At 39.2% G+C, this 21573-nt stretch carries 15 protein-coding genes; 6 read left to right on the forward strand and 9 right to left on the reverse strand.

Annotation, left to right across the window (positions count from 1 at the left end):
- Positions 1 to 62: 62 nt before the first annotated feature.
- The 6 genes from ACY2A0_RS15950 to ACY2A0_RS15975 all read right to left on the reverse strand — a co-directional run bounded on the left by ACY2A0_RS15950 (position 63) and on the right by ACY2A0_RS15975 (position 4063).
- Entirely contained in the window at positions 63 to 827 is a 765-nt protein-coding gene (locus ACY2A0_RS15950) for a helix-turn-helix domain-containing protein (protein WP_461790366.1), read from the reverse strand.
- 41 nt (positions 828 to 868) lie between these two features.
- Positions 869 to 1324, reverse strand: coding sequence for a DUF1801 domain-containing protein (locus tag ACY2A0_RS15955; protein WP_461790367.1), 456 nt, complete (start codon positions 1322 to 1324; stop codon positions 869 to 871).
- Between the two features lie 140 nt (positions 1325 to 1464).
- Positions 1465 to 2049, reverse strand: a complete 585-nt coding sequence (locus ACY2A0_RS15960) for a hypothetical protein (RefSeq protein WP_461790368.1) — start codon at positions 2047 to 2049, stop codon at positions 1465 to 1467.
- Positions 2046 to 2405 carry a CYTH domain-containing protein gene (locus ACY2A0_RS15965; protein ID WP_461790369.1) on the reverse strand — a complete coding sequence of 120 codons (360 nt, stop codon included), beginning with the start codon at positions 2403 to 2405 and terminating at the stop codon, positions 2046 to 2048. The genes ACY2A0_RS15960 and ACY2A0_RS15965 overlap by 4 nt, the downstream gene beginning before the upstream one ends.
- A gap of 154 nt (positions 2406 to 2559) precedes the next feature.
- Positions 2560 to 3288 (reverse strand): BlaB/IND/MUS family subclass B1 metallo-beta-lactamase, encoded by a 729-nt coding sequence (gene bla, locus ACY2A0_RS15970; RefSeq protein WP_461790370.1) that lies wholly within the window; start codon positions 3286 to 3288, stop codon positions 2560 to 2562.
- Positions 3289 to 3367: 79 nt separating this feature from the next.
- Positions 3368 to 4063 carry a hypothetical protein gene (locus ACY2A0_RS15975; protein WP_461790371.1) on the reverse strand — a complete coding sequence of 232 codons (696 nt, stop codon included), beginning with the start codon at positions 4061 to 4063 and terminating at the stop codon, positions 3368 to 3370.
- Positions 4064 to 4323: 260 nt separating this feature from the next.
- On the opposite strand from ACY2A0_RS15975, the gene ACY2A0_RS15980 reads away from it, so the two are divergent.
- Together ACY2A0_RS15980 and ACY2A0_RS15985 are read left to right on the forward strand one after the other, a co-directional pair.
- Positions 4324 to 6990 (forward strand): valine--tRNA ligase, encoded by a 2667-nt coding sequence (locus tag ACY2A0_RS15980; protein ID WP_461790372.1) that lies wholly within the window; start codon positions 4324 to 4326, stop codon positions 6988 to 6990.
- Positions 6991 to 7337: 347 nt separating this feature from the next.
- Complete coding sequence (locus tag ACY2A0_RS15985) at positions 7338 to 7889, forward strand: hypothetical protein (protein WP_461790373.1); 552 nt, start codon at positions 7338 to 7340, stop codon at positions 7887 to 7889.
- A 1-nt stretch (position 7890) separates the two neighbouring features.
- Here ACY2A0_RS15985 and ACY2A0_RS15990 read toward each other — a convergent pair whose 3' ends face one another.
- Both ACY2A0_RS15990 and ACY2A0_RS15995 read right to left on the reverse strand, forming a co-directional pair.
- Positions 7891 to 8280: a DUF1801 domain-containing protein gene (locus tag ACY2A0_RS15990; protein WP_461790374.1), complete on the reverse strand. Its 390-nt coding sequence runs from the start codon at positions 8278 to 8280 to the stop codon at positions 7891 to 7893.
- Entirely contained in the window at positions 8264 to 8848 is a 585-nt protein-coding gene (locus tag ACY2A0_RS15995; protein ID WP_461790375.1) for a DUF1572 family protein, read from the reverse strand. Before ACY2A0_RS15995 ends, ACY2A0_RS15990 begins: the two co-directional genes overlap by 17 nt.
- Before the next feature lie 805 nt (positions 8849 to 9653).
- Here ACY2A0_RS15995 and ACY2A0_RS16000 point away from each other — a divergent pair.
- Positions 9654 to 12029 carry a TonB-dependent receptor gene (locus tag ACY2A0_RS16000; protein WP_461790376.1) on the forward strand — a complete coding sequence of 792 codons (2376 nt, stop codon included), beginning with the start codon at positions 9654 to 9656 and terminating at the stop codon, positions 12027 to 12029.
- A 70-nt stretch (positions 12030 to 12099) separates the two neighbouring features.
- On the opposite strand, the gene ACY2A0_RS16005 is transcribed toward ACY2A0_RS16000, so the two are convergent.
- A complete protein-coding gene (locus ACY2A0_RS16005; RefSeq protein ID WP_461790377.1) occupies positions 12100 to 12315 on the reverse strand; it encodes a DUF3820 family protein in 216 nt (71 codons plus the stop codon).
- Between the two features lie 145 nt (positions 12316 to 12460).
- On the opposite strand from ACY2A0_RS16005, the gene ACY2A0_RS16010 reads away from it, so the two are divergent.
- From ACY2A0_RS16010 to ACY2A0_RS16020, 3 genes are all read left to right on the forward strand, one after another.
- The gene (locus ACY2A0_RS16010) at positions 12461 to 16024 is read left to right on the forward strand and encodes a sialidase family protein (protein ID WP_461790378.1); all 3564 of its coding nucleotides are present in this window, start codon (positions 12461 to 12463) and stop codon (positions 16022 to 16024) included.
- Positions 16021 to 17982, forward strand: a complete 1962-nt coding sequence (locus ACY2A0_RS16015) for an FG-GAP repeat domain-containing protein (protein ID WP_461790379.1) — start codon at positions 16021 to 16023, stop codon at positions 17980 to 17982. The genes ACY2A0_RS16010 and ACY2A0_RS16015 overlap by 4 nt, the downstream gene beginning before the upstream one ends.
- Before the next feature lie 444 nt (positions 17983 to 18426).
- Entirely contained in the window at positions 18427 to 21567 is a 3141-nt protein-coding gene (locus ACY2A0_RS16020; RefSeq protein WP_461790380.1) for a SusC/RagA family TonB-linked outer membrane protein, read from the forward strand.
- Positions 21568 to 21573: the final 6 nt, after the last annotated feature.

The raw sequence follows: 21573 nt of genomic DNA on the forward strand, positions 1-21573 counted from the left end.
ATCCATTGTAAAAAATCGTTTTTTTAATTTTGATGCATGATGAAGTGAATGTCCTTCGACGTTTACAGTAGCCGCTTGAAGTTCTCTGGAGTATCGCCCGTAAACTGTTTGAAATCCTTAGTGAAGTGTGCCTGATCAAAAAAGTTGTTTTCATAGCAAATTTCCGCCAAACTTTTACTCTGGTTGAGCTGTGCTAATACAGCATTAAAACGAACGATAGAAGCGAACTTTTTCGCTGATGTACCTACCACTTTTCTAAATCGTTTTTCAAATGGACTTTGACTAATGCACAGCTTTTGGTTAAGCTCTTTAATTCTGATAGCACCACTACTTTCGTAAATCATTTTTACAGCTGCGGTTACTAGTTCGTCGGTTGAAATTTGCTTCAGCTGCGACAGTAAAAAACTTTCCACTGTCTTAATTCGATTTGCATCAGTAGTAGCGGAAAGTAAGCGCTCTTCAACGCTTTTTACTTGATTTTTATCGAAGATATCTTCCAAAGAAATGCTTAAATTAAACAACTCGTGAGCGGGGTGGGAGGCAAAATGAGTAAAGCCAATTTCAGTGAAAAAAACGAGAACCGTACCAATATGATTGGAGTTTTTGAAGATTTTATAGCTATCACTAACACCTGTAATACCTGCCGAAGACAACTTTTTTTCTGTGTTATTACTGATTGTCGCTAGCTTTCCACTGTACTGAAACCCGATAACTAAACCCGACGAAGGGAAAATTTTGTACTCGCCTGCTAGATCATTTTCCGATATGGCATAATACTTTATGTAATCGCGTAATTGCAACGTCGGAAGATATTTATCGAATTTCATTATGACCGGGTTTTGCTATCTAAAATCCGTTTTGCGAACAACTACTTTTTAAGCTTGCTTTCGTAAAGTTCAACCCATTGTTTCATACTCATTTTCTGCATTAATTCGCCAATCAATTGGTAGGGGATGTCATCCCATTTTTTAAATCGGATACAGCTTTTTCCCATATCAAGCTTTTGTTTGCTATGATTTGGGAACTCCGCAACAAACCAATTCAAGAGAGTATCATCCATATAAATACCCATGTGGTAGAAGTTAATCGAATTCTTTTGTGATGCTAAACTTGCGAAAGGCAGCGGTTCTATAGGCTTGCAATGATAGCCAGCAGGATACAAGCTATGCGGAACAACATAACCTAAGTTTCCATAGCTGATGCCAGCTTCGAAACCTTCAGGTAAATTTTGTACAATGGTTTGATGTAGCTGATTAAATGCTGCTGATCTATCTTCAGGAACATTAGCTAATATTTCTTCTATCGTAAGTCCAGGTGCTTTCACTTTTTTTATTTGAGCTACCTGATATAGGTAGTTGAGATTATATTAATGGTGATAATTTAAATCTAATTTAAGAAAAAATAAGATGTTAAAAAGTCTCTTCTCGAAGTTTAAATGCGATGCTTACAACTTGACAGCTCAAATTATTTTTCATAAGCGTAATTTTCCAACGCTGCTAATTCTTGGTGTATTAACCTTTGCCAATTTTGTTGCTCTACCAAGTTTGTACCGAAGTTAGTTGCGTTGCTGTACTCAGCTCTTCTTTTCGAAAAATCCGATAGTATCGTAGCATTCAATTGTTTGGCATAGTCGGTTCCTTTTAGCGCTTGTTTCCGATTTTCTCGCAGCGCTTTTCTAAACCTTCTGACATAAATTTCACTGATATCAAATAATGACTGTTGATAGTTAAGAAAAGCATCGTTGTTTTGCGTTGTATCAATAGTTGAGGCTGCGGGAATCATATAGTTTTGAACTCTTTTATTGAAGTTTTTCGTTAAAAAATCGAAGCCATTTACGCTGTAATCAATTGAAAATTGGGCAAAACCGGGTCCAGTTGCATTGCTAGAAAGTTTAATTTCGAAATCTTCTGCTTTGAGTTTTCTCGTCGCACTCCAAAAAAGCTTTTCTTTTTCCACTTGTGAAAAAGCTGTAATGGAGAAAAACATGACAGATACGAAGATCGAAAATTGGAACAAGCATTTTCCAATATGTTGCAAATTGATTTTCATTTTTCGTTATGATTCCAATTTTGATACGGATGGCTCGTCAAACTTGAATTATAATATTTTCGGTCGCCAGTTACTTCAACTCCAACCCATTCTGGAATGCTAAAGTTTTCATCTTCGGTAAGCAGTTCTATTTCCGCTACAATTAACCCTGTATTATCGCCTAAAAATTCGTCAACTTCCCAAACTTTGCCATCAAAAGTTATCTTGTATCTAATTTTTGAAAGTTCGGCAGTTGAAAACTGATCTAATAATTCACCTGCTTCTTTAAAAGGGATTTCATATTCAAATTCAGTACGTACGGCACCAACGGAAATGCCTTTTATGGTTAAAAAGCCTTGAGAGGTAGTTTGTCTCACTCTGATTGTTTTGTTTGGCTCAGTCAGTAAATAACCTTATCGGTAGTATTCACCTTCAGGTTTTTGCAATGCCTGCCACTTCAATTCATTTACCAGATATTTTCTCTCTATTTCTAATCCCATGATATTGCAAAGTTATCCGTTAATATTGCGCCTAATTTTTTCCCTTTAATTTTTTCGCTAAACTGATGGAATGTTTTAATGAATTAACGTTATCCCAATCGCTATGCGAAACAATGATGTATTTGGGATCAGGATATTTTTTCTCTACGTTTTTCAAGGTGTTGTAGTATGCTTTTGTATCAGCATCGCCCAAAAATCCTAAATTTTTAGCGTCAACACCTTTGATCAAACAACCGCCGTATAAAATCTTTTCTTTATTAAAGCCAATTACAATATTATCAATGGTGTGTCCTGGTCCTGGATAATAGGTTTCGAAACTATATTTTCCAACCCGAAACGTTGTGTCTCTATTGATGATGTGTTCCGCTCTTTTGTTGTTGTTCTTTTTACTCAGGTCATCTGTGAGTTTGGTGGTGTAGGTTTTAATACCTTTTTGTCTGTAGTATTCCAATCCTGCAGTTCGGTCATCGTGCCAGTGCGTAGCAATACAAATGTTAACCGTTTTATGGTGCTTAAATTGAATGCTATCCAATAAAGGCTGAAATTGTGTAGTGTCCCAGGGCGTATCAAATAAAACCACTCCCTCGTCGGTAACTAAATACATGCCATTTGCTGGCACTTGACTATTTTCATAATTGCTATACGTAGTATAGATATAAAAATTGTCGGTAAGATGAGCGATTTTAAGTTTCGGCGGAGTAGTTTGTCCGAAAGATTTGCTTAGTGAAAAGAGAAGTATAGCTATTAATATTTTTTGCATCGTCAGTTTTTCGGATAAAGTTAGTGCTAAAATTGAACTTTCTATAGCGACAATTTTAAGATTTTACGGAAATAATCGGTTAAAAGATGCTCATGTCAAGTTCGTCGAAATCTTTTATTGATGACAGTTTGATAAGTTTACTTACAACCACAGATTTCCATGTTTCTTTAAATATCTCTTTACCATCCTTAGTTGTTTTAATGACCTCACGTATCAGTTTCTTTTTATTCAAAAAGTTAATGCTTTCTTCGTCAAAGGTTACCCAATCAGAGACGAAATTACTCCGGTAGGCACTGTCGTAACCTATCAACTGAAAATCCGAATTTTGAAATCTGAATGTATAGCTCCAATATCCGTATCGACCATGTGAGTAATGAACTATCAAATTTCCTTTCTTTATGTTGACTGACAGTTCCGGTGCAAAATAAACTCCGCCGTCCTCATTTTCAGAAGAAAAGCACTTGTAATTTTTAGTCGCCAATTCAAATTGATTGCCTTTCTTGAATAACACAATTATACCTCGTCTGTTGCGGTCTGACTTTTCCCCACTTTCATTAGTAATAATTTGACTTTTGTCAGTGCTTTTTATGATGAGTACGCAATCTTCAGCCCCATCTTTATTTAAGTCGCCTTTTATGGTGTTAACTACAACAAACCCTTTCGGTAAAAAGTCCGAAGCATTACGTTGCTTAATCTGTGCAGCAGCCGTGGTAGCTAAGGTTATCAGTAAAATTGTGATTAGATTTTTTATGTTGGTTTGATTCGTCATTTTCATAACAATTTATACTTTTTAGCAACACCGATTTAGTGGCAAATGTTCATCTGGAAAGATGGATGTTTATATGAAGACCTAAATATACCCAAAGCTAGTAGTCGTCGGCAACGGAACAATAAATAATCTTCAATGTTGAGTAAACTAATTAACTAATGAGCTACTGAACCAATGAACTAATAAACCAACAAACTAAAAATCAAAAAACCAACTAATCAACCAAGCAAATTTCTATTTTTGCAAATAATTTTTTACCGACACTGATGAGTTTATCAACGAAATACAATCCGCAAGAAACAGAAAACAAATGGTACAGCTACTGGATGGAAAAGCGATTTTTCCACTCAGAGCCCGACGAGCGTGAACCTTACACCATCGTGATTCCGCCGCCTAACGTAACTGGTGTGCTGCACATGGGACACATGCTTAACAATACCATTCAGGATGTATTGATCCGTAAAGCTCGTATGCAGGGTAAAAATGCGTGTTGGGTCCCCGGCACCGACCATGCTTCTATTGCTACTGAAGCAAAAGTGGTAGCCATGTTGAAAGAAAAGGGCATCAACAAAAAGGATATCGGCCGTGAGGAGTTTTTGAAGTACGCTTGGGAGTGGAAAGAAAAATATGGCGGTATCATTTTAGAGCAGTTGAAAAAACTTGGTGCAAGTTGCGACTGGGATCGTACCCGTTTCACCATGGAAGAAGATTTGTCGGAAGCGGTGATTGATAGCTTCATCCATTTATATAAAAAAGGGTGGATTTATCGTGGTATAAGGATGGTAAACTGGGATCCAGCGGGTAAAACTGCGGTTTCCGATGAAGAGGTAATTCGTAAGGAAGTAAACCAGAAGTTATATTACATTAAATATAAAATCGTTAATGCAGAAGCAGGAAAGTCTGACCACCTTGTAGTAGCAACTACACGTCCTGAAACGATTATGGCCGATGCGGCGATTTGTATCAACCCTAATGATGAACGTTTTGCGCACTTGAAAGGGAAAAAGGTGTATGTACCTTTGGTAAACCACGAAATTCCGGTAATTGAGGATGAGTACGTGGATATGGAGTTTGGTACAGGTTGTTTGAAAGTGACACCAGCTCATGATTTAAACGATTACGAACTTGGTGTAAAGCATAAATTGCCTGCTACTGATATTTTGAATGACGATGGCACCTTGAACGAATTGGCAGTGATTTTAGTAGGAGAGGACAGGTTTGTAGCTCGTAAGAAAATTGCGAAGATGTTAGAGGAAGCTGATCATTTGGAGAAGGTGGAAGACTATAAATCGCAGGTTGGATTTTCGGAACGTACTGATGCTGCCATCGAGCCAAAGCTTTCTATGCAATGGTTTGTAAAGATGAAAGAATTGGCACAACCTGCCTTGGAAGATGTGTTGAATGGTGAGGTAAACTTAATTCCTAATAAGTTTGAAAATACGTACCGCCATTGGATGGAAAATGTACGCGACTGGAATATTTCTCGTCAGTTGTGGTGGGGACAGCAAATTCCTGCTTGGTACGATGATAAAGGGGATTGGGTAGTAGCTAAGACCAAGGAAGAAGCGTTGGAAGAGTTTTGGAAGAAGAAACATTTGGAAGATGCCAATACAGATAAAGCTGGATTTTTAGCGCAGCTGGCGCCGTTTATCAAACAAGATGAAGACGTGATGGACACTTGGTTCTCCTCGTGGTTGTGGCCAATTTCTGTTTTTGATGGCTTTAAAAATCCTGATAATAAAGATTTTAATTACTACTATCCAACCAATGATTTGGTTACAGCTCCTGAAATTTTGTTTTTCTGGGTAGCTCGTATGATCATGGCTGGTCGTGAGTTTACCGGCAAAAAACCCTTTACTAATGTTTACTTAACCGGTATCGTTCGTGATAAGTTGGGCCGTAAAATGTCAAAATCATTAGGCAATTCGCCTGATCCAATTGGTTTGATTGAGCAGTACGGTGCTGATGGCGTTAGAGTCGGTATGTTAATGTCGTCGCCTGCAGGTAACGATTTAATGTTTGATGAAGCTTACTGTGAGCAGGGCAGAAATTTTGCCTCTAAAATTTGGAATGCGTTCCGTTTGGTGAAAGGGTGGGAGGCTGATGCAAGTTTGGCTAATCCTAACGAGCAGGCTATTGCTTGGTTCGAAAGCCGTTTCAATGAAGCACTTACCGAAATAGAACATAATTTCAAGCAGTACCGTTTATCTGAGGCGTTGATGGCTACTTATAAGTTGGTTTGGGACGATTTCTGTGCTTGGTACCTTGAAATGGTGAAACCTGCATATCAGCAACCAATTGACGCTGCAACTAAAGCTGCTACCGTGAAATTTTTCGAGCAAATTTTGAAGTTGTTGCATCCATTCATGCCTTTCATTACTGAAGAACTTTATCATGATGAGATTTTTGGCGAGCGTACTGCAATGGATTGCTGTATTGTTGCTGATTACCCAGTAATCGGTGCAATTGATGAAATGCTTTTGAAGGAGGCGGAATTGGTGAAAGGTTTGATTTCGGAAATAAGGAATGTGAGGAACAGCAGACAAATTTCTCCAAAAGAGAGTTTAGAGTTGAGTATTAAGTTGAATTCAGAAACCAATTATACCAATTGGTTGGCTAATGTATATAAGCTGGCTAATGTAAGCAAAGCTGATTTTGTTAGTGATAAATTGATTGGTGCTGCTGCATTTATGGTAGGTAAGGATGAATTTTTTATTCCTTTGAGCCAAAATGTGGATGTGGATGCGGAACGCGAACGTTTAACGAAAGAACTAGAATATTTGCAAGGTTTCTTGAAATCGGTAGATGCGAAGTTGGCTAATGAGCGTTTTGTACAAAATGCAAAACCTGAGATTATTGCCAATGAACGTAATAAAAAAGCGGATGCAGAATCGAAGATTGCAATTATTCAGGATAGTTTAGCGGCTTTGTAATTACGTACTAAAGGTTATAATTGACGGACTGTTTCTTGTTAAGTCAATAAACCCTCTCTGCCCTTTGGGCATCTCTCCCTGAGAGGGAGAGAGTAGCGTATTGCCTAATTGCCGTTTAAGTGTTTTATATTTTAAGTGAGATGAAATCATTATTGATTTGAATTACTAGGATATAAGAGTTTCATTATCAAACTGTGCTATTCTCTCCCTCTCAGGGAGAGATGGCGAAGCCAGAGAGGGTGATTACATTGTAAAGTAAACTATGCCTGTATCAAGGCTTTTACATCTAAAACATTAATTTTAGCCTAAAACTTCTTTTCTTTAAACTTTAAATAAAATACCTCCATATGAAAAGAATTTTCTGGCTTTTTGCCGCTGCAGCGCTTGTTTCTTGTTCCAATAATGAAACTAAAGAGGCGCCAGTTGCTTCCAATATCTTCATTGAAAGAAATGTTTCTGAGTTCGTGGCTCAACATCCAGAATGGACTAGCGGCGACAATACCAATGAAGAAATAACCGATAAATTCCAGCATGAAGTTAAACGTTGGAGCAATGAAGAAGATTTTTTGAAAGACATGCCACTGCAATTGAGAGAATTAAGAGATACCACGCTAAATGGCACTGCATTTAAAATAGGTACCTTTACTGGTTACAACGACAATATGCGTCCTAGCGGCTCGATATTAAATTATATTCAAGTGAGAATTGATGGTGTGCTTTCTCCTGAACAACTATCGCAGGTTAAAGTTGATGGTAAATACAATTTGGAAGGCATATTGTACAAACAAGGCAGCAGAAAAGATGTGAAACTGATCAGCGTAGCAGATTTTAAAGGTTATGATTTAGGTAAATACCTGTTTTCCTTAACTAAAATTACACCTATCGCCGCAAAGCCTTAAGTTATTTTAAGCGTTCCAGCTGCCCTTTTCGCTTTACTAAGTTTTTGTAATCCCATTGGATAGCAACTGCTTTTTCTAGCCATCGCTTTAAATGGGGTATGTTTATTTGGGCTGCGCTGGTATACCTAATCTCGGCGGCTTTAAAAGATCCTTCGTTTTTAAGGGTAGGCTCGTCAAAAGATTGCCCGCTCCAAAATAGCAATCGAACGCTGTCCTTTAGTTTGCTGTAGCCAACAATTGGGTTGCCATCCAAAAACCAAACTGGATGGGCATGCCAAATTTTACTTTCTGCATTGCCCAAATTGATATCAATTGCAGATGCCAATGCATCACTAATTGCCTTGTCGCTTGCTTGCTGTTTATTGTTGTAGGCTTCAATTTCGTTGTTCATTAGGATTTTGATTTAGAAATTCATCCGTAAAATGTGCTTTATGTTGCGCTTGCGCAAACTTTTCGTTATTAAAGCTTTGTGATGCTCCTTTCGGTATAGATAAAGATTGCCATTGCTGTTGTGCAAGCATTTTTCCTAGCATCACAATTTGTCCAACGTGGTATGGGTAGTGCGCTAATTGACGGTTTAAGGCTTCAATAACGGTATGGCCTTGATTTCTGATATACACTATTTTTTCCAAATCCTCATCGGTTAAGGCATTGATGGCTTCTAGAAAGCAATTCCAACCTTTCTCCCATTGTTCTAGCACCTCTTGTTTGGTAGTTGCATTCAGCTCAAATTCTGCATCTCGGTTGCGCCATTCTTTTTCGCCATCAGAGGTAAGAAAATCTGTAAACCGCGATAGCATATTGCCTGAAAGGTGGTTAACGATAATCGCAATACTGTTGCTATCCTCATTAAATTGCCAAAAAAATGCGTCTTCATTGAGCTGTGCAAAGGTTTTGTCGCCCAGCATTTTATAGTATTGAAATTGCTTTTTGGTGCTTTCGAGATAATCAAGGTTCATGATTCGGTGTTTTTGTTACCTAAAGATAGGAGGATTTTGGTTTTTAAAATCTTGTTTTAGGATTTTGCGAAAAAGATTTTGCTTTGCGTGCTTTGTTTACTTTGCGGTTATTTTTTTTACGCAGAGTAAAAGGAGTTTCTTGGAGGACTCAAAGACGTTTTAGCAAGTTAGTTTTGCTTTGCGTGCTTTGTGTACTTTGCGGTTATATTTTTAACGCAGAGGAAAAAGGAGTTTCTCTAAGAACGCAAAGGCGTTTAATCTAGAAAATAGATTCCTCCTAGCGTCGGAATTACAAAGGCCAAAAAAAGTTAAACTGATTATTCTTTATATCGTGTTGGTCATTTTGCTTTGTGGTTATTTTAACACAAAGGAAAAAGGAGCCTTTTGGAGAGCGCAAAGGCGTTTTAGTAAGTTAGTTTTGCTTTGCGTGCTTTGTGTACTTTGCGGTTATATTTTTAAATCGTTGATGTTGTTAAGGCCTATTTGTCTAACCTAAGTCGGCTTTTATTGGTCGTTTTTAAACTGAAATTTTGCATTTATAAAAAGAATAATAACTTTGCAGCATCAATAAGGGGTGCCTTGTTTTGCATAAAACACAAATAAAGGCTGAGATCATACCCATTTTAAGGTGAAAGTTAAAAGGTACGAGGTGAAAGGTTTTAAACCTAATTCCCAATTCCTAATCACTTAAGCCCTAAATGCACCTGATCCAGGTAATGCTGGCGTAGGGATGGTTTATGAAGTTTAACTAAAGTCGGGAGTAACCCCTACTTACCGATGGGTTTAACTAAAAAACAACAAAAAGTTGAAAACATTAAAGTTTGCAGTATTGGCTGCATTGCTGTGTCCGTTTTGGGCATTAGCTCAGTTTAAAATTTCAGGAATAGTTTCTGGAAATGGTACAAACGCACTTTCTGGTGCAAATGTGAGAGTGAAGGGTAAAAATTACGCTGCGGCTACTAATGCTGATGGAGCCTATGAGTTTGCAAATTTGCCCGCTGGAAATTACACCGTGGTGGTAAGCTACGTTGGCTTTGGTTCGCAGGAAAAATCGATTAACCTTACTGCTAACCAAACACTAAATTTCAGTTTGCAACAACTATCTTTTGTAGCTGATGAAGTAGTGGTTAGTGCCACCAGAGCGGGAAAGAAGGATGCATTTACTTTCAAGAATTTAACAAAGGCTGATTTGGATAAGGTCAATCAAGGACAGGATTTGCCTTACTTGCTCAATCAAACGCCTTCGGTAGTAGTAACCTCCGATGCAGGAGCTGGAGTTGGCTACACCGGAATTAGGATTAGAGGCAGTGATGCGACAAGGATCAACGTTACACTAAATGGAATTCCGTTGAACGATGCTGAAAGCCAAGGTAGTTTTTTTATCAACTTACCTGATTTAGCTTCGTCAGTTGATAACATTCAAATTCAGCGTGGTGTGGGTACGTCAACCAACGGCGCAGGTGCTTTTGGCGCTAGTTTAAATATTCAAACTACCACAAGGAGAGACTCTGCTTATGCGGAACTTAACAATACTTACGGTTCTTACGATACTTGGAGAAACACCGTTAGCGCCGGTACAGGTTTGATCAATAATAAGTTTAGTTTCGATGCTCGCTTGTCAAGAATCAAATCTGATGGCTACATGGATAGGGCTTCGTCTAACTTAAAATCATTTTTTGTGACTGGAGCCTATTATGGTAAGAATGATATTTTGCGTGCCAATGTATTTAGCGGCACTGAAAAAACTTACCAAGCTTGGAATGGCGTTCCGGAAGAAAAGCTGTTGACTGATAGAACATTTAACGAGTTTACTTACGATAACCAAACAGATAACTATCAGCAAGACCATTATCAATTATTTTACACCCGTAATTTAGGTAGACAGTTGGTGGCTAATGCAGCACTTCATTACACTTATGGCAGAGGTTATTACGAAGAGTTTAAAGCAAATAGAACCTTGGCGGATTATGGTTTGAGCAACGTTGTAGTTGGATCTACCACCATTACTAAAACAGATCTAGTGCGCAGGTTATGGTTGGATAACGATTTTTACGGCGGTACGTACTCATTAGCTTACACACCGCAAAGCAATTTGAACTTTACTTTAGGTGGTGCATACAATAGGTACGAAGGCGAACATTTTGACGAGGTAATTTGGGCACAGTATGCTAACTACAATGGATCAGCTTCTATGCGCCACAGGTACAACGATAATGATGCGTTTAAAAGTGACTTCAATATTTTTGGACGTGCCAGCTACCAGTTAAATCAGCTGAACATTTTTGCTGATTTGCAGTATCGCAATGTTTTTTATTCCTATTATGGGCTTGATGCCAATGGTAATCCTGGGCAGCAAAGTGCTAGGCTGGAATTTTTTAATCCAAAGTTTGGCTTAACTTATAACCTTACAGATAGGAGCAATGTATACGCTTCGGTTGCTGTGGGCAACAAAGAGCCAAATCGTAGAGATTTTACTGATTCTAACTTAAACACTCGTCCAAAACATGAAACGTTAACAGATATTGAGTTTGGCTATCGCTCTCAGCAATCTAATTTCAACATAGGTGCTAACGGTTTCGCTATGCTATATAAAAACCAGTTAATTAATACTGGACAAATTAATGATGTTGGTGGTTTTACACGTCAGAATGTGCCTAACAGTTATAGATTAGGCGTGGAGTTGGACGCTCGTTGGCAGATTTTGAAAAATTTCGCTTGGGGAGCTACTGCTACATTAAGTGAAAGCAAGATTAAAAAATTTACGGAATATGTGTATGATAATGTGTCTGGTTTCCCTGCCAAAACTTTTGATTACAACAACACCAACATTGCTTATTCACCAAATATCATTTTATCAAGTGATTTAAGTTATACGATTCATGGTGTTGGCTTTGGCTTCATCAGCAAATATGTGGGCAAGCAGTTTCTGGATAACACAAACACAGATAGCAGATCATTGGATGCTTTTTTTGTTAATGATTTGAGATTCACTTACAATACGCCTTTGTTGGGTATTAAAAATGTAGGGTTGAATTTCTTCGTTAACAACATATTTAATCTTAAATATGAAAGTAACGGATACACATTCCCTGATATGAACAGTGGCGTAGTTGATCGTTACAACTACTATTATCCGCAGGCAACACGTAACTTTTTGTTGAGCTTAAACTTAAAGTTCTAATTCTAAATTGTCACATTGGTCTTGTCGGAATCTTTAAAAGGTTTCGGCAAGTTCAACCTGACATCAAATTTTACCTTCCCTGTTTTAGCGGTTGCAATAAATACTCCAATCCGTTTAGTTTAATTTCGTAAAGCGTGTGGAGCAACATCCCTAATTTACCTGCTGGAAATCCCTTGCTGTGGTACCAAACCAGATAATGTTCGGGCAAATCGCACAGTAACTTGCCTTGGTATTTGCCAAAAGGCATTCTCATGGTTACAAGCTCTCTCAGTAGTTCGGGATTCATGAGGTTAAAGGTAACCAAATTTTGCATTGGTGAAAATCAAACTGAAAGCTAATATGCTATAACAATTGGCTAACAAGTTGTACGATAGCTGATAGTGGCTGACTTAATTTTGGATGTATAGTTTCCAAATATTAGGCCTTATTGCATGAACAACGTTGGCGTTATCAAATGCTTTGTCATTTGCTTTTTTCTGTTTTTATCAAATATTGCCCAAAAATCATTGGCGCAAACCAGTTTTCCGGGTACAGTGATTGCCCAAAGTGCAACACCATTAACCCGAAATTATGCTTCTCCAAGTATTGTAATCTTGCCTGACGGCTCCTACGTGGTTTCCCATGATTATAGCGGTACCGTAGCTTCAATTTATCGCTCAACCGACCAAGGTGCTACATGGAGCTTTACTACACAGGTAGCTAATTGCCACTGGGCGGGCTTGTTTGTGCATAACGGTGCACTTTACTTAATGGGTACCTCAAAATCTTTTGGAGATATCGTTATCTACAAATCTACGGATGGCGGTTACAGTTGGACTTCAGCTGTTGATGCTTCTTCGGGTTTGTTGTTTGCTGGGAGATATCATACTGGTCCGGTGCCTGTAGTAGTGCATAACGGTAGGATTTGGAGGGCTTATGAAGAAAGTCCTGACCCGGCTAACGAAAGGGACTTTCATGCTTTTGTACTTTCGGCTCCTGTAAATGCTGATTTACTCGATGCTTCCAGTTGGACTAAATCTAATACCTTGCGCTTTAACGAAAATTGGTTGAATGCCAAACGTCCTAACTGGTTTGAGGGCAATATCGTGGTCACACCCAGCGGTGATATCATCGATTTTATGCGCTTGGAAACATGGCAGGAAGTAGGAGGGGCAATGCCAATAACCATGGGTGGTGCCGCGGGATTGCAACGTTATGAAGTGGCAGCAAAAATTTCGGTAAGTAGTGATGGAACTACGGTTGCCTTCAACAACAGCGCCTCGGAATACGCTCATTTTCCAGGAGCTGAGTCGAAATTTACCATCAGATACGATGCCACCTCAGGAAAATACTGGACTATTGTAAGTAAAATCAGCGTTTTTACCTCCACTTGGGAAACTTACAATTTGCCATCTCATCAACGTAATGTGCTTGCGCTATATTCCTCTACAGATTTGATTCACTGGGAGCACCAATACGACATCATCAAATGGAATGAAGGTTATCCAGCAAAAACATGGGATGTCTTCGGTTTTCAATATGCCGATTGGCAGTTTGAAGGTAATGACATCGTGGCCGTAAGTCGGACGTCATGGTACGGTGAGCGATACCACAATGCAAACCTGATTACATTTCATCGCATTACAAATTTTAGAAGTAAACAACTTAGTGATTCGCCAGCCGATCTGTTGCCACTTACGCAATCGCCGGCAATGTTATCTTGGAAATTTAGTAATCCCGACGCAACCGGAAGCGAAAGCAGCCAAAATTCAACATTTACCCATGCTAATCTTAACATTTCTACATTAACTAGGGGAGCAGGCTTGACAAATACAGCAAGTTTACAGCGTTCATTTAATTCTACGGCCCCATCTCCCGCAAATTCTTTTGCTACCGCGATGTCAAGCGGTCAGTTTCTACAGTTCGATGTAGCGGCCAAATCTGGTTTTATGGCTTCTATACAAAGCGTCGATGTGAAACTACGTCGCAATTCGGCCGGAGCAATTTATTACAAATGGGCATATAGTACAGATGGGACTAACTTTTCGGAAATCGGAGATTACAACATTCCTTTTTCTGACAGTAATACGGATGGCGTGTTACAATCGACCATCCATGTTGGTGGATTGGCGCCGCTACAAAACCTTCCATTTCCGCAAAAAGCCACTTTTAGGTTAGTTTTTTGGGGTGCAAGCAGCTCGTCGGGCGGTTTTGCTATTGGAAGATATGCTTCCGCTGATGATACGCCAAGTCTGACTGTGGGCGGTCAAGTAAGCGCTATACCAACTGTGGCGCCAAATTTGCTTTCGTGGCAGTTCAGTAATGTTAGCGGCGTGGTTTCCGGAGGGGTAAATGCCGATGTTAATCATAACAAATTGGAAATCTCTACCCTGAACAGAGGCGCTGGCTTTACGGCACTAAGCTTATCGAGGGGATATTATTCGGTAGTAAGCAATTATGGTAGCGTTGGATCAGGTTCCAATTCAAAATCTGCCGCAATGGCAAACGATAACTATTACACATTTTCGGTAAAACCGAAGACTGATGTGCTGCTATCACTAAGTGCAATAAATGCTAAATTGAGAAAAAATAGTGCTGGTCCGGCCATGATCAGTTGGTACTATAGTTTAGATGGACTTAACTTCACCGAAATTCAAAAGAGTGCTAATGTAATGGTTGGAGATGCCGAAGGAGACATTCAGCCGACGGTGGATTTATCTACCATTCCAGCACTGCAAAATATCGATGAAACTAAGACGGTAACTTTCCGACTGTACGCTTGGGGTGCAACTACCAGTTCTGGAGGTTTTGGGATAGGTAGGTATCCCGCTGGAGATGCCACGCCTAGCTTAGCGTTAAGTGGAAATGTGATTGATAATAGTGTAGAACTGGCCAAATGGAATTACAACTTGGCAGGGAACGACTCGCCAATTAATGCCAATGCCTTGAACGCCAATGTACAACAGGCTACCTTGAGTAGAGGTCCAGGCGTGGTGTACGCAAATAATTCAACGCTGTCTTATGTAGGTACCTTTGCTGCAGGATCGAATTTTAGCACAGCACAAAGTTCTGGAGCCTATTTCCAAGCGGCGTTAACCCTAAATACTTCCAAAAATGTGAACTTAAGTACTATTAAGGCGAGGTTGAGAACTTCAAATGCAGGTTCTGTTAAAAATTATAAATGGTATTACAGCCTAGACAATGTAAATTACTATGAGGTTAACTCGGGAAATGCAAGCATTGGTTTCACTAATACCCAGGGCGAAGATCAGCCAGAAGTGAGCTTAAAACACCTTGCAAATTTGAAAAGTTTAAGTGCTAATGCCACCGTATATTTTAGATTGTACGCTTGGGGTGCCGATTTAACTGCTACCACCAGTGAACGAGGTTTTGGTTTTGGAAAAGGAGAAGATAATATCGCTGGAAGAGCAGTGCTGAGCATTACTGGAACAGTGACAGATGAAGTCCAGTCGCTTCCAGTGAAAGACTTAAAATTTGTCGCTCAGCTGGATAAAACGAGGGTGCGTTTACGTTGGACAACCGCTTCCGAAACGAATAATTCACATTTTGAGTTGACTAGAAGTTCGGACGCCACTGCTTTTCATCAGATAGGTCTGGTAAAAGGAAACGGAAATGCTGAAACCAAAAGTAGCTACAGTTTAATTGATGAACAGCCTTTGAACGGAGTAAGTTATTATCGCTTAAAGCAGGTTGATTTTAATGGAAATGCCACCAATTCTGATGTTATTGCAGTTACAGTTGGTTTAATCCAGTCCGAATTTGGACTAAGTACATCAAAGGAAGCAGAGGTACTAAATGTTTTTACCAAAGCTTTGCAGGGACCAGCAATTTTGGAAATTCATGATATCGGCGGAAGAAAAATATTCAAACAAAAACTTACGCTTCAACCCGGCAACAATCAGTTCACATTTCCATTGGTGCTCTCTAGAGGATTATATTTGGGAAGTTTATGGGTGGAGGGGCAAACAATATTAGTGCATAAGTTCATTAAATGAGAAAAATTGTTTTTTTAACAGCACTACTTTGTGCTAAAATGTTTGTCGTTAATGCGCAAACTTTATTTTTGAAAAGTGGTGAGCCCATCAGAAACGGAGCGCCAAATGGAATTGGAAACTTAGCGTTGCCATCATTAACAGGGGCTGTTATGGGTACGGCTAAAGTAAATGATGACGGTTATCCTGATTTGTTTATGCAGGCTGATATTAGGCAGCCCGGTACATTCTTGTATTATTTCAAGGAGTTTACTATTGCAGGTGAGCCTGTTTTTTCACAACGCATTCGGCTGAAATTGCCCTTTGAAGATACGGGTGAAAACAAAGCTTCAATAATTCAAACCGCTAACCAAGACATTTATGGATTTTGGCGTTTTGGCGGTAAGCTGCTTAAAATGGCAATTTTCGATAAAAAGAACAACGCCTTTGGCGCTACTATAGACATAACTATTAGCGGTTTGCCTGGTAGTATATCCACCTATGGTGTAATTAAAACCCTACAAAATAAGTACTTGTTTTTGTTCACTGTGCAAAAGGAACATAAAGCATTAGTTAAAATAGCTACCGATAGTGCTTACTATACACCAGAGGGATACTGGCCAAATGAGCTTAATGAAGTGGGAATTTATGGTGCTGTAACCAATAGTTTAGAAGAGTTAAGTAAGTTAGAAGCGAGGCAACTAACTTCGCTAGACCAAACTTATTTTGGCATTAGTGGTTACACCAGTTACGAAACCAATGGAGAACAATACATAATTTGCGGCACTCGTTTCGGCAATATCCATGCCTATAAAGTAGATGGTGAGAAGTTACTTCCGGTAAAGTATATTGTTGATCAACGTAAGGTGCTCCAACGCAGTCCCTCAGTCAATGGATATCCAGGATACTTTAAAGGAGCGGGAAATGTTGAAGGATTACTACTTTCCGGAGAGGGCAGTATAGCATTCTACCAAAATACCTTACAAAAAGACCAGAGAGGAAATCTCATCTTCGCCGATCCTAAGCCTGTAAAACAACAAGATCCACTGTTGTATGGTGGCTCGTTGGTAGTGCCCAGTTTAGCTGATTGGGATGGTGACGGAATAACAGATATGATTGTAGGTAACTCTGCAGGTAACCTGCTTTTCTTTAAAAATGCAGGAACTAACCAAAAGCCTGCTTACCAGGATCCATCATTTATTAAGGCGGGTAACGAGATGATTCATGTACAGCCAGGTTACCGAGAAGATATACAAGGCCCGCAAGAGGCTCGTTGGGGTTACGTTTGTCCTGTGGTTTACGATTGGAATGCTGATGGTTTACCCGATGTGCTTACTGGTGACAGCAGGGGCAAATTTATGGTGTATATTAATCAAGGCAGTAAAACTAAACCCGAATTAGCGGTAGAGAAACCATTGTTCATTAATGGTTTAAATGTGCATGGAGGCTGGCGTTCCACGCCTGGTGTAAGCAATTTGGGAGGTAAAGATGCGTACGTGATTTTGGATCGAGATAATCAGTTTCATCTATATTATAAAATTGACGCCTATAATATAACGGACGGCGGTAAGCTTAAATTAACAGACGGGTCCTTTATCAACGGGAATCGCAGAAAAGGGGGGCAAGTGGGTAGGGCCAAAATCCATTTGGTAGATTGGGACGGTGACGGAGTGAAAGACATGTTAGTGGGTACAGGTCGCGGAGCTTCAATTCCCAATCCAATTAACGGATTGCCGTACAACCGTAAAAAGAAAAATGAGGGCGCAGCTGTACTCTTCATGCGTAATGCGGGCACTGATGCAAATCCGATATTCGAATTTCCAAAAATGATGAAGTTTAAAGGAAAGGACATTTTACTTGGTGTTCACGAGTGTGCGCCAACTACAGGTTACATAGGTGGCGATGGAAAAAGCTTGAACCTAGTTGTGGGGACGGAATACGGTACGTTTATGTTTTATGATAGAAAAGACTTGTCTTGGTAACATTTGCCATTAATCGAATATGTTATCAAACTGGTTTTGTTACACAGTGAGATTGTAATTTACAAACTTTTGTTTTATTGTTGCAATACCAATAACAAACCAACTAAAGCTCAATAGCGGTAAATAAGTGATATGATAAGATGCTATAATAATTAGCTAATAATCACAATTTATCAAGTTGCTTTACCCGTTAACTTTACTTGAAGTAAATAACCAAATAAAAACCAAACTTAAAGATTCCAGATCTTTAATGTACAACAACCAATATTGATGATGAATAGGAACAGAACTTCTTTCGTTGCGCTAAAAATTTAAAATAGCAACCTTAAGCGCTATCTCAATTTAACTACTTAAACCATGACCAAAGTTAGGCTTTGCGGTATATTTTTTTGCCAATAGCTAAGCCTAGCACTATACACGTATGAACCTAAAACTAAAGCAATAATGCGAAATTTGTTACGATCTATTGTGCTTTTGTTGCTGTTATGCGGATTTGCTATAAACAAATTGCATGCGCAACAGGGCCTGACATTAATTAACGGCACCGTTACCGATGAAGAGGGAGAAACATTAGTAGGCGTGTATGTACGCATAAAAGAAGATAACAAGCGAGGTGTAGCTAGCGATAAAGATGGTAAGTTTTCCATCAGAGCAAAAGATACTGAAACACTTATTTTTACGCTAGTTGGCTATCAGCAACGACAAATCTTAGTAAAAAACTTAGGTAAAGCCCCGGTTAAACTTAAGCCCGATCCAACATCGCTTAACGAGGTAGTGATTATAGGATATGGTCAAGTTAACAAACAAGACCTTACTGGTTCAGTAGGGCAGGTGAAGGTTGAAGAAATTACCAAAGCTCCCGTTACTTCCTTTGAGGAGGCGTTAGCTGGCAGGGTAGCTGGTGTGCAAGTTACTTCTAATTCGGGCCAACCCGGCGATGATATCAACATTACCATAAGAGGCGGTAATTCTATTACCCAAAGTAATGCGCCCCTTTATGTGGTTGATGGTTTTCCAATCGAAGATTTCAACGCCAATTCCATTAATCCAGATGAAATTGAATCCATCAGTGTGTTGAAAGATGCCTCTGCAACAGCTATTTACGGTACTCGTGGCGCTAACGGGGTGATCATTTTGGAAACCAAAAAAGGAAAAATCGGAAAGCCGCAGGTTTCTTACAATGGTTTTGTAGGTCTGCATCAGGCTACTAAAAAAATGGATTTGATGAATCCTTATGAGTTCGTAAAATATCAATTAGAAAGGGATTTTACGGAAATGAGCATTACTTATCTCACCAAACCAAACCTTACTTTGGAAGATTACAAAAATGCCGATCCCATTGACTGGCAGGACAATTTATTTACCAACGGATGGGTACAAAACCACAGTCTTTCGCTGAGAGGCGGCACTGCCCAAACCAAATATGCGGTTTCAGGTAATTTTGTCGATCAAAACGGGGTGATCATCAACTCAGGTTTAAGTCGCCAGCAATTTAGGGTAGTTTTAGATCAGGCTATCAATAAAAATCTTAAATTTTCACTCAACGCAAGCTACGCCCGAGATAAAAATTATGGGCAAACAGTAGCAAGTCAGGCTAATAGCGCTAATGCTTACGCAACCTATTTGATGTACCGTGTTTGGGGCTATCGCCCATTAAATACGGGAGGGGTTGATTTATTTGAAGATCTTTTTGATGAAGATATTTCAAACGAATCAATCTTGGTGATTAATCCAATTGTATCTACTAAAAATGAAATCCGCCAGCAAACTAGAAATACGCTCAATTTTAATGGTGGCATTACCTATGATTTTTTGAAGGATTTTAGGTTAAATATTAGGGGTGGTTTCAACTCTCGCTTAACACGCAATGAAAATTTTAACAACTCAAAAACTTACCGAGGCGTATTAACTGCCAATAACTTAAATGGAGTAAACGGTTCAATTAACAACCAAACCTTAAACGATTGGGTAAATGAGAACACGCTAACCTACAAAAAGAAGATCAACAGAGATCACTCATTTGATATCCTAGTTGGTGCTACTGTTCAAGGCAACAATTTTGACGAAAATGGCTTCTTTTCAACAAATGTACCGAGAGAAGAACTAGGGCTTAGGGCTTTGCAGTACGGTATTCCGAAAACAGTAAGTTCATCCGCAAGGGCAAATACGCTGCTTTCATTTTTAGGCAGAGCAAATTACAACTACAAATCTAAGTATCTTTTTACGGTGTCTTTCCGGGCTGATGGTTCTTCAAAATTCAGTGAAAACAACCGTTGGGCTTACTTTCCTTCAGGTGCATTTGCCTGGAACTTGAACAAGGAGAAGTTCATGAAAAACTTGAAATTCATCAGCAATACTAAATTAAGATTAAGCTATGGCGTTACGGGAAATAACCGAATCAACGATTTTTCGAGGCTGCAAAGCTTGGATATTTTAGATTACTACGCCACCAACGGCGGTGCGCCCTTGTATGCAATTTTGCCAGATAATTTAGGTAATGCCGATATCACTTGGGAAAAAACCTCACAGTTTGATGCTGGCTTAGAGCTTGGTTTATTTAAAGATAGAATCAACTTAACCATTGATGCTTATCATAAAGTGACAGATGATTTGTTATTAAATGCCAACATTGGAACGCACAATGGTTACAACACCCTTTACAAGAACATTGGTAAAATACAAAATAGGGGATTGGAGTTTACATTGACTACCGTAAACGTTAGAAACAAAAAGTTTTCGTGGACCACCGATTTTAACATCTCCTTTAACAGAAATAAGGTGCTAGAATTAACCGATGGTCAGTCTAGTTTACTAAGTTCGGTGAGCTTTACCGGAACTTTTAACGGTACTAGTTTATACATCGCCAAGGTAGGTCAGCCAGTGGCATCATTCTATGGTGTAGTTTGGGCGGGCAACTATCAGTACGAAGATTTTATCAAGCGTGCCGATGGTACTTATCTTTTACGAGGAGATGTGCCCACCAATGGTAACGCCCGTAATGTCATTCAGCCTGGAGATATCAAATATGTAGACCAAAACGGTGATGGCGTGGTTAACGATCTGGACATGGTAGTGATGGGCAGGGCTTTGCCGATACATACCGGTGGTTTCAACAATAACTTTAGTTACAAAAACTTCAGTCTAAGTGTATTTATGCAGTGGAGTTACGGCAACGACATCATGAATGCAAATAGGATTGTACTAGAAGGAAATTATGCCAACAGACCCAATTTAAACCAATTTGCTTCATATACTAACAGATGGACACCCGAAAATCAAAACAATGTCTATCACCGCATCAATGGATCTGGGCCTGGCGGGGTGTATTCTACCAGAACTATGGAAGACGGTTCTTTTCTTCGTTTAAAGACGGTACAACTTGCCTATACGTTACCTAAAAAACTGATCAAAAACTTTTCTAGTTTACAAATTTACGCTTCGGCTCAAAACTTAATCACGTGGAGCAACTATACAGGACTTGATCCTGAAGTTTCTACCAAAAATTCCATTTTAACTCCTGGTTTTGATTACTCGGCCTATGCCCGAAATAGAATATTCACCATGGGATTGAAAATTGCATTTTAATAGGAG

The sequence above is a fragment of the Pedobacter sp. genome (genome assembly GCF_965249885.1).
Taxonomy (GTDB): domain Bacteria; phylum Bacteroidota; class Bacteroidia; order Sphingobacteriales; family Sphingobacteriaceae; genus Pedobacter.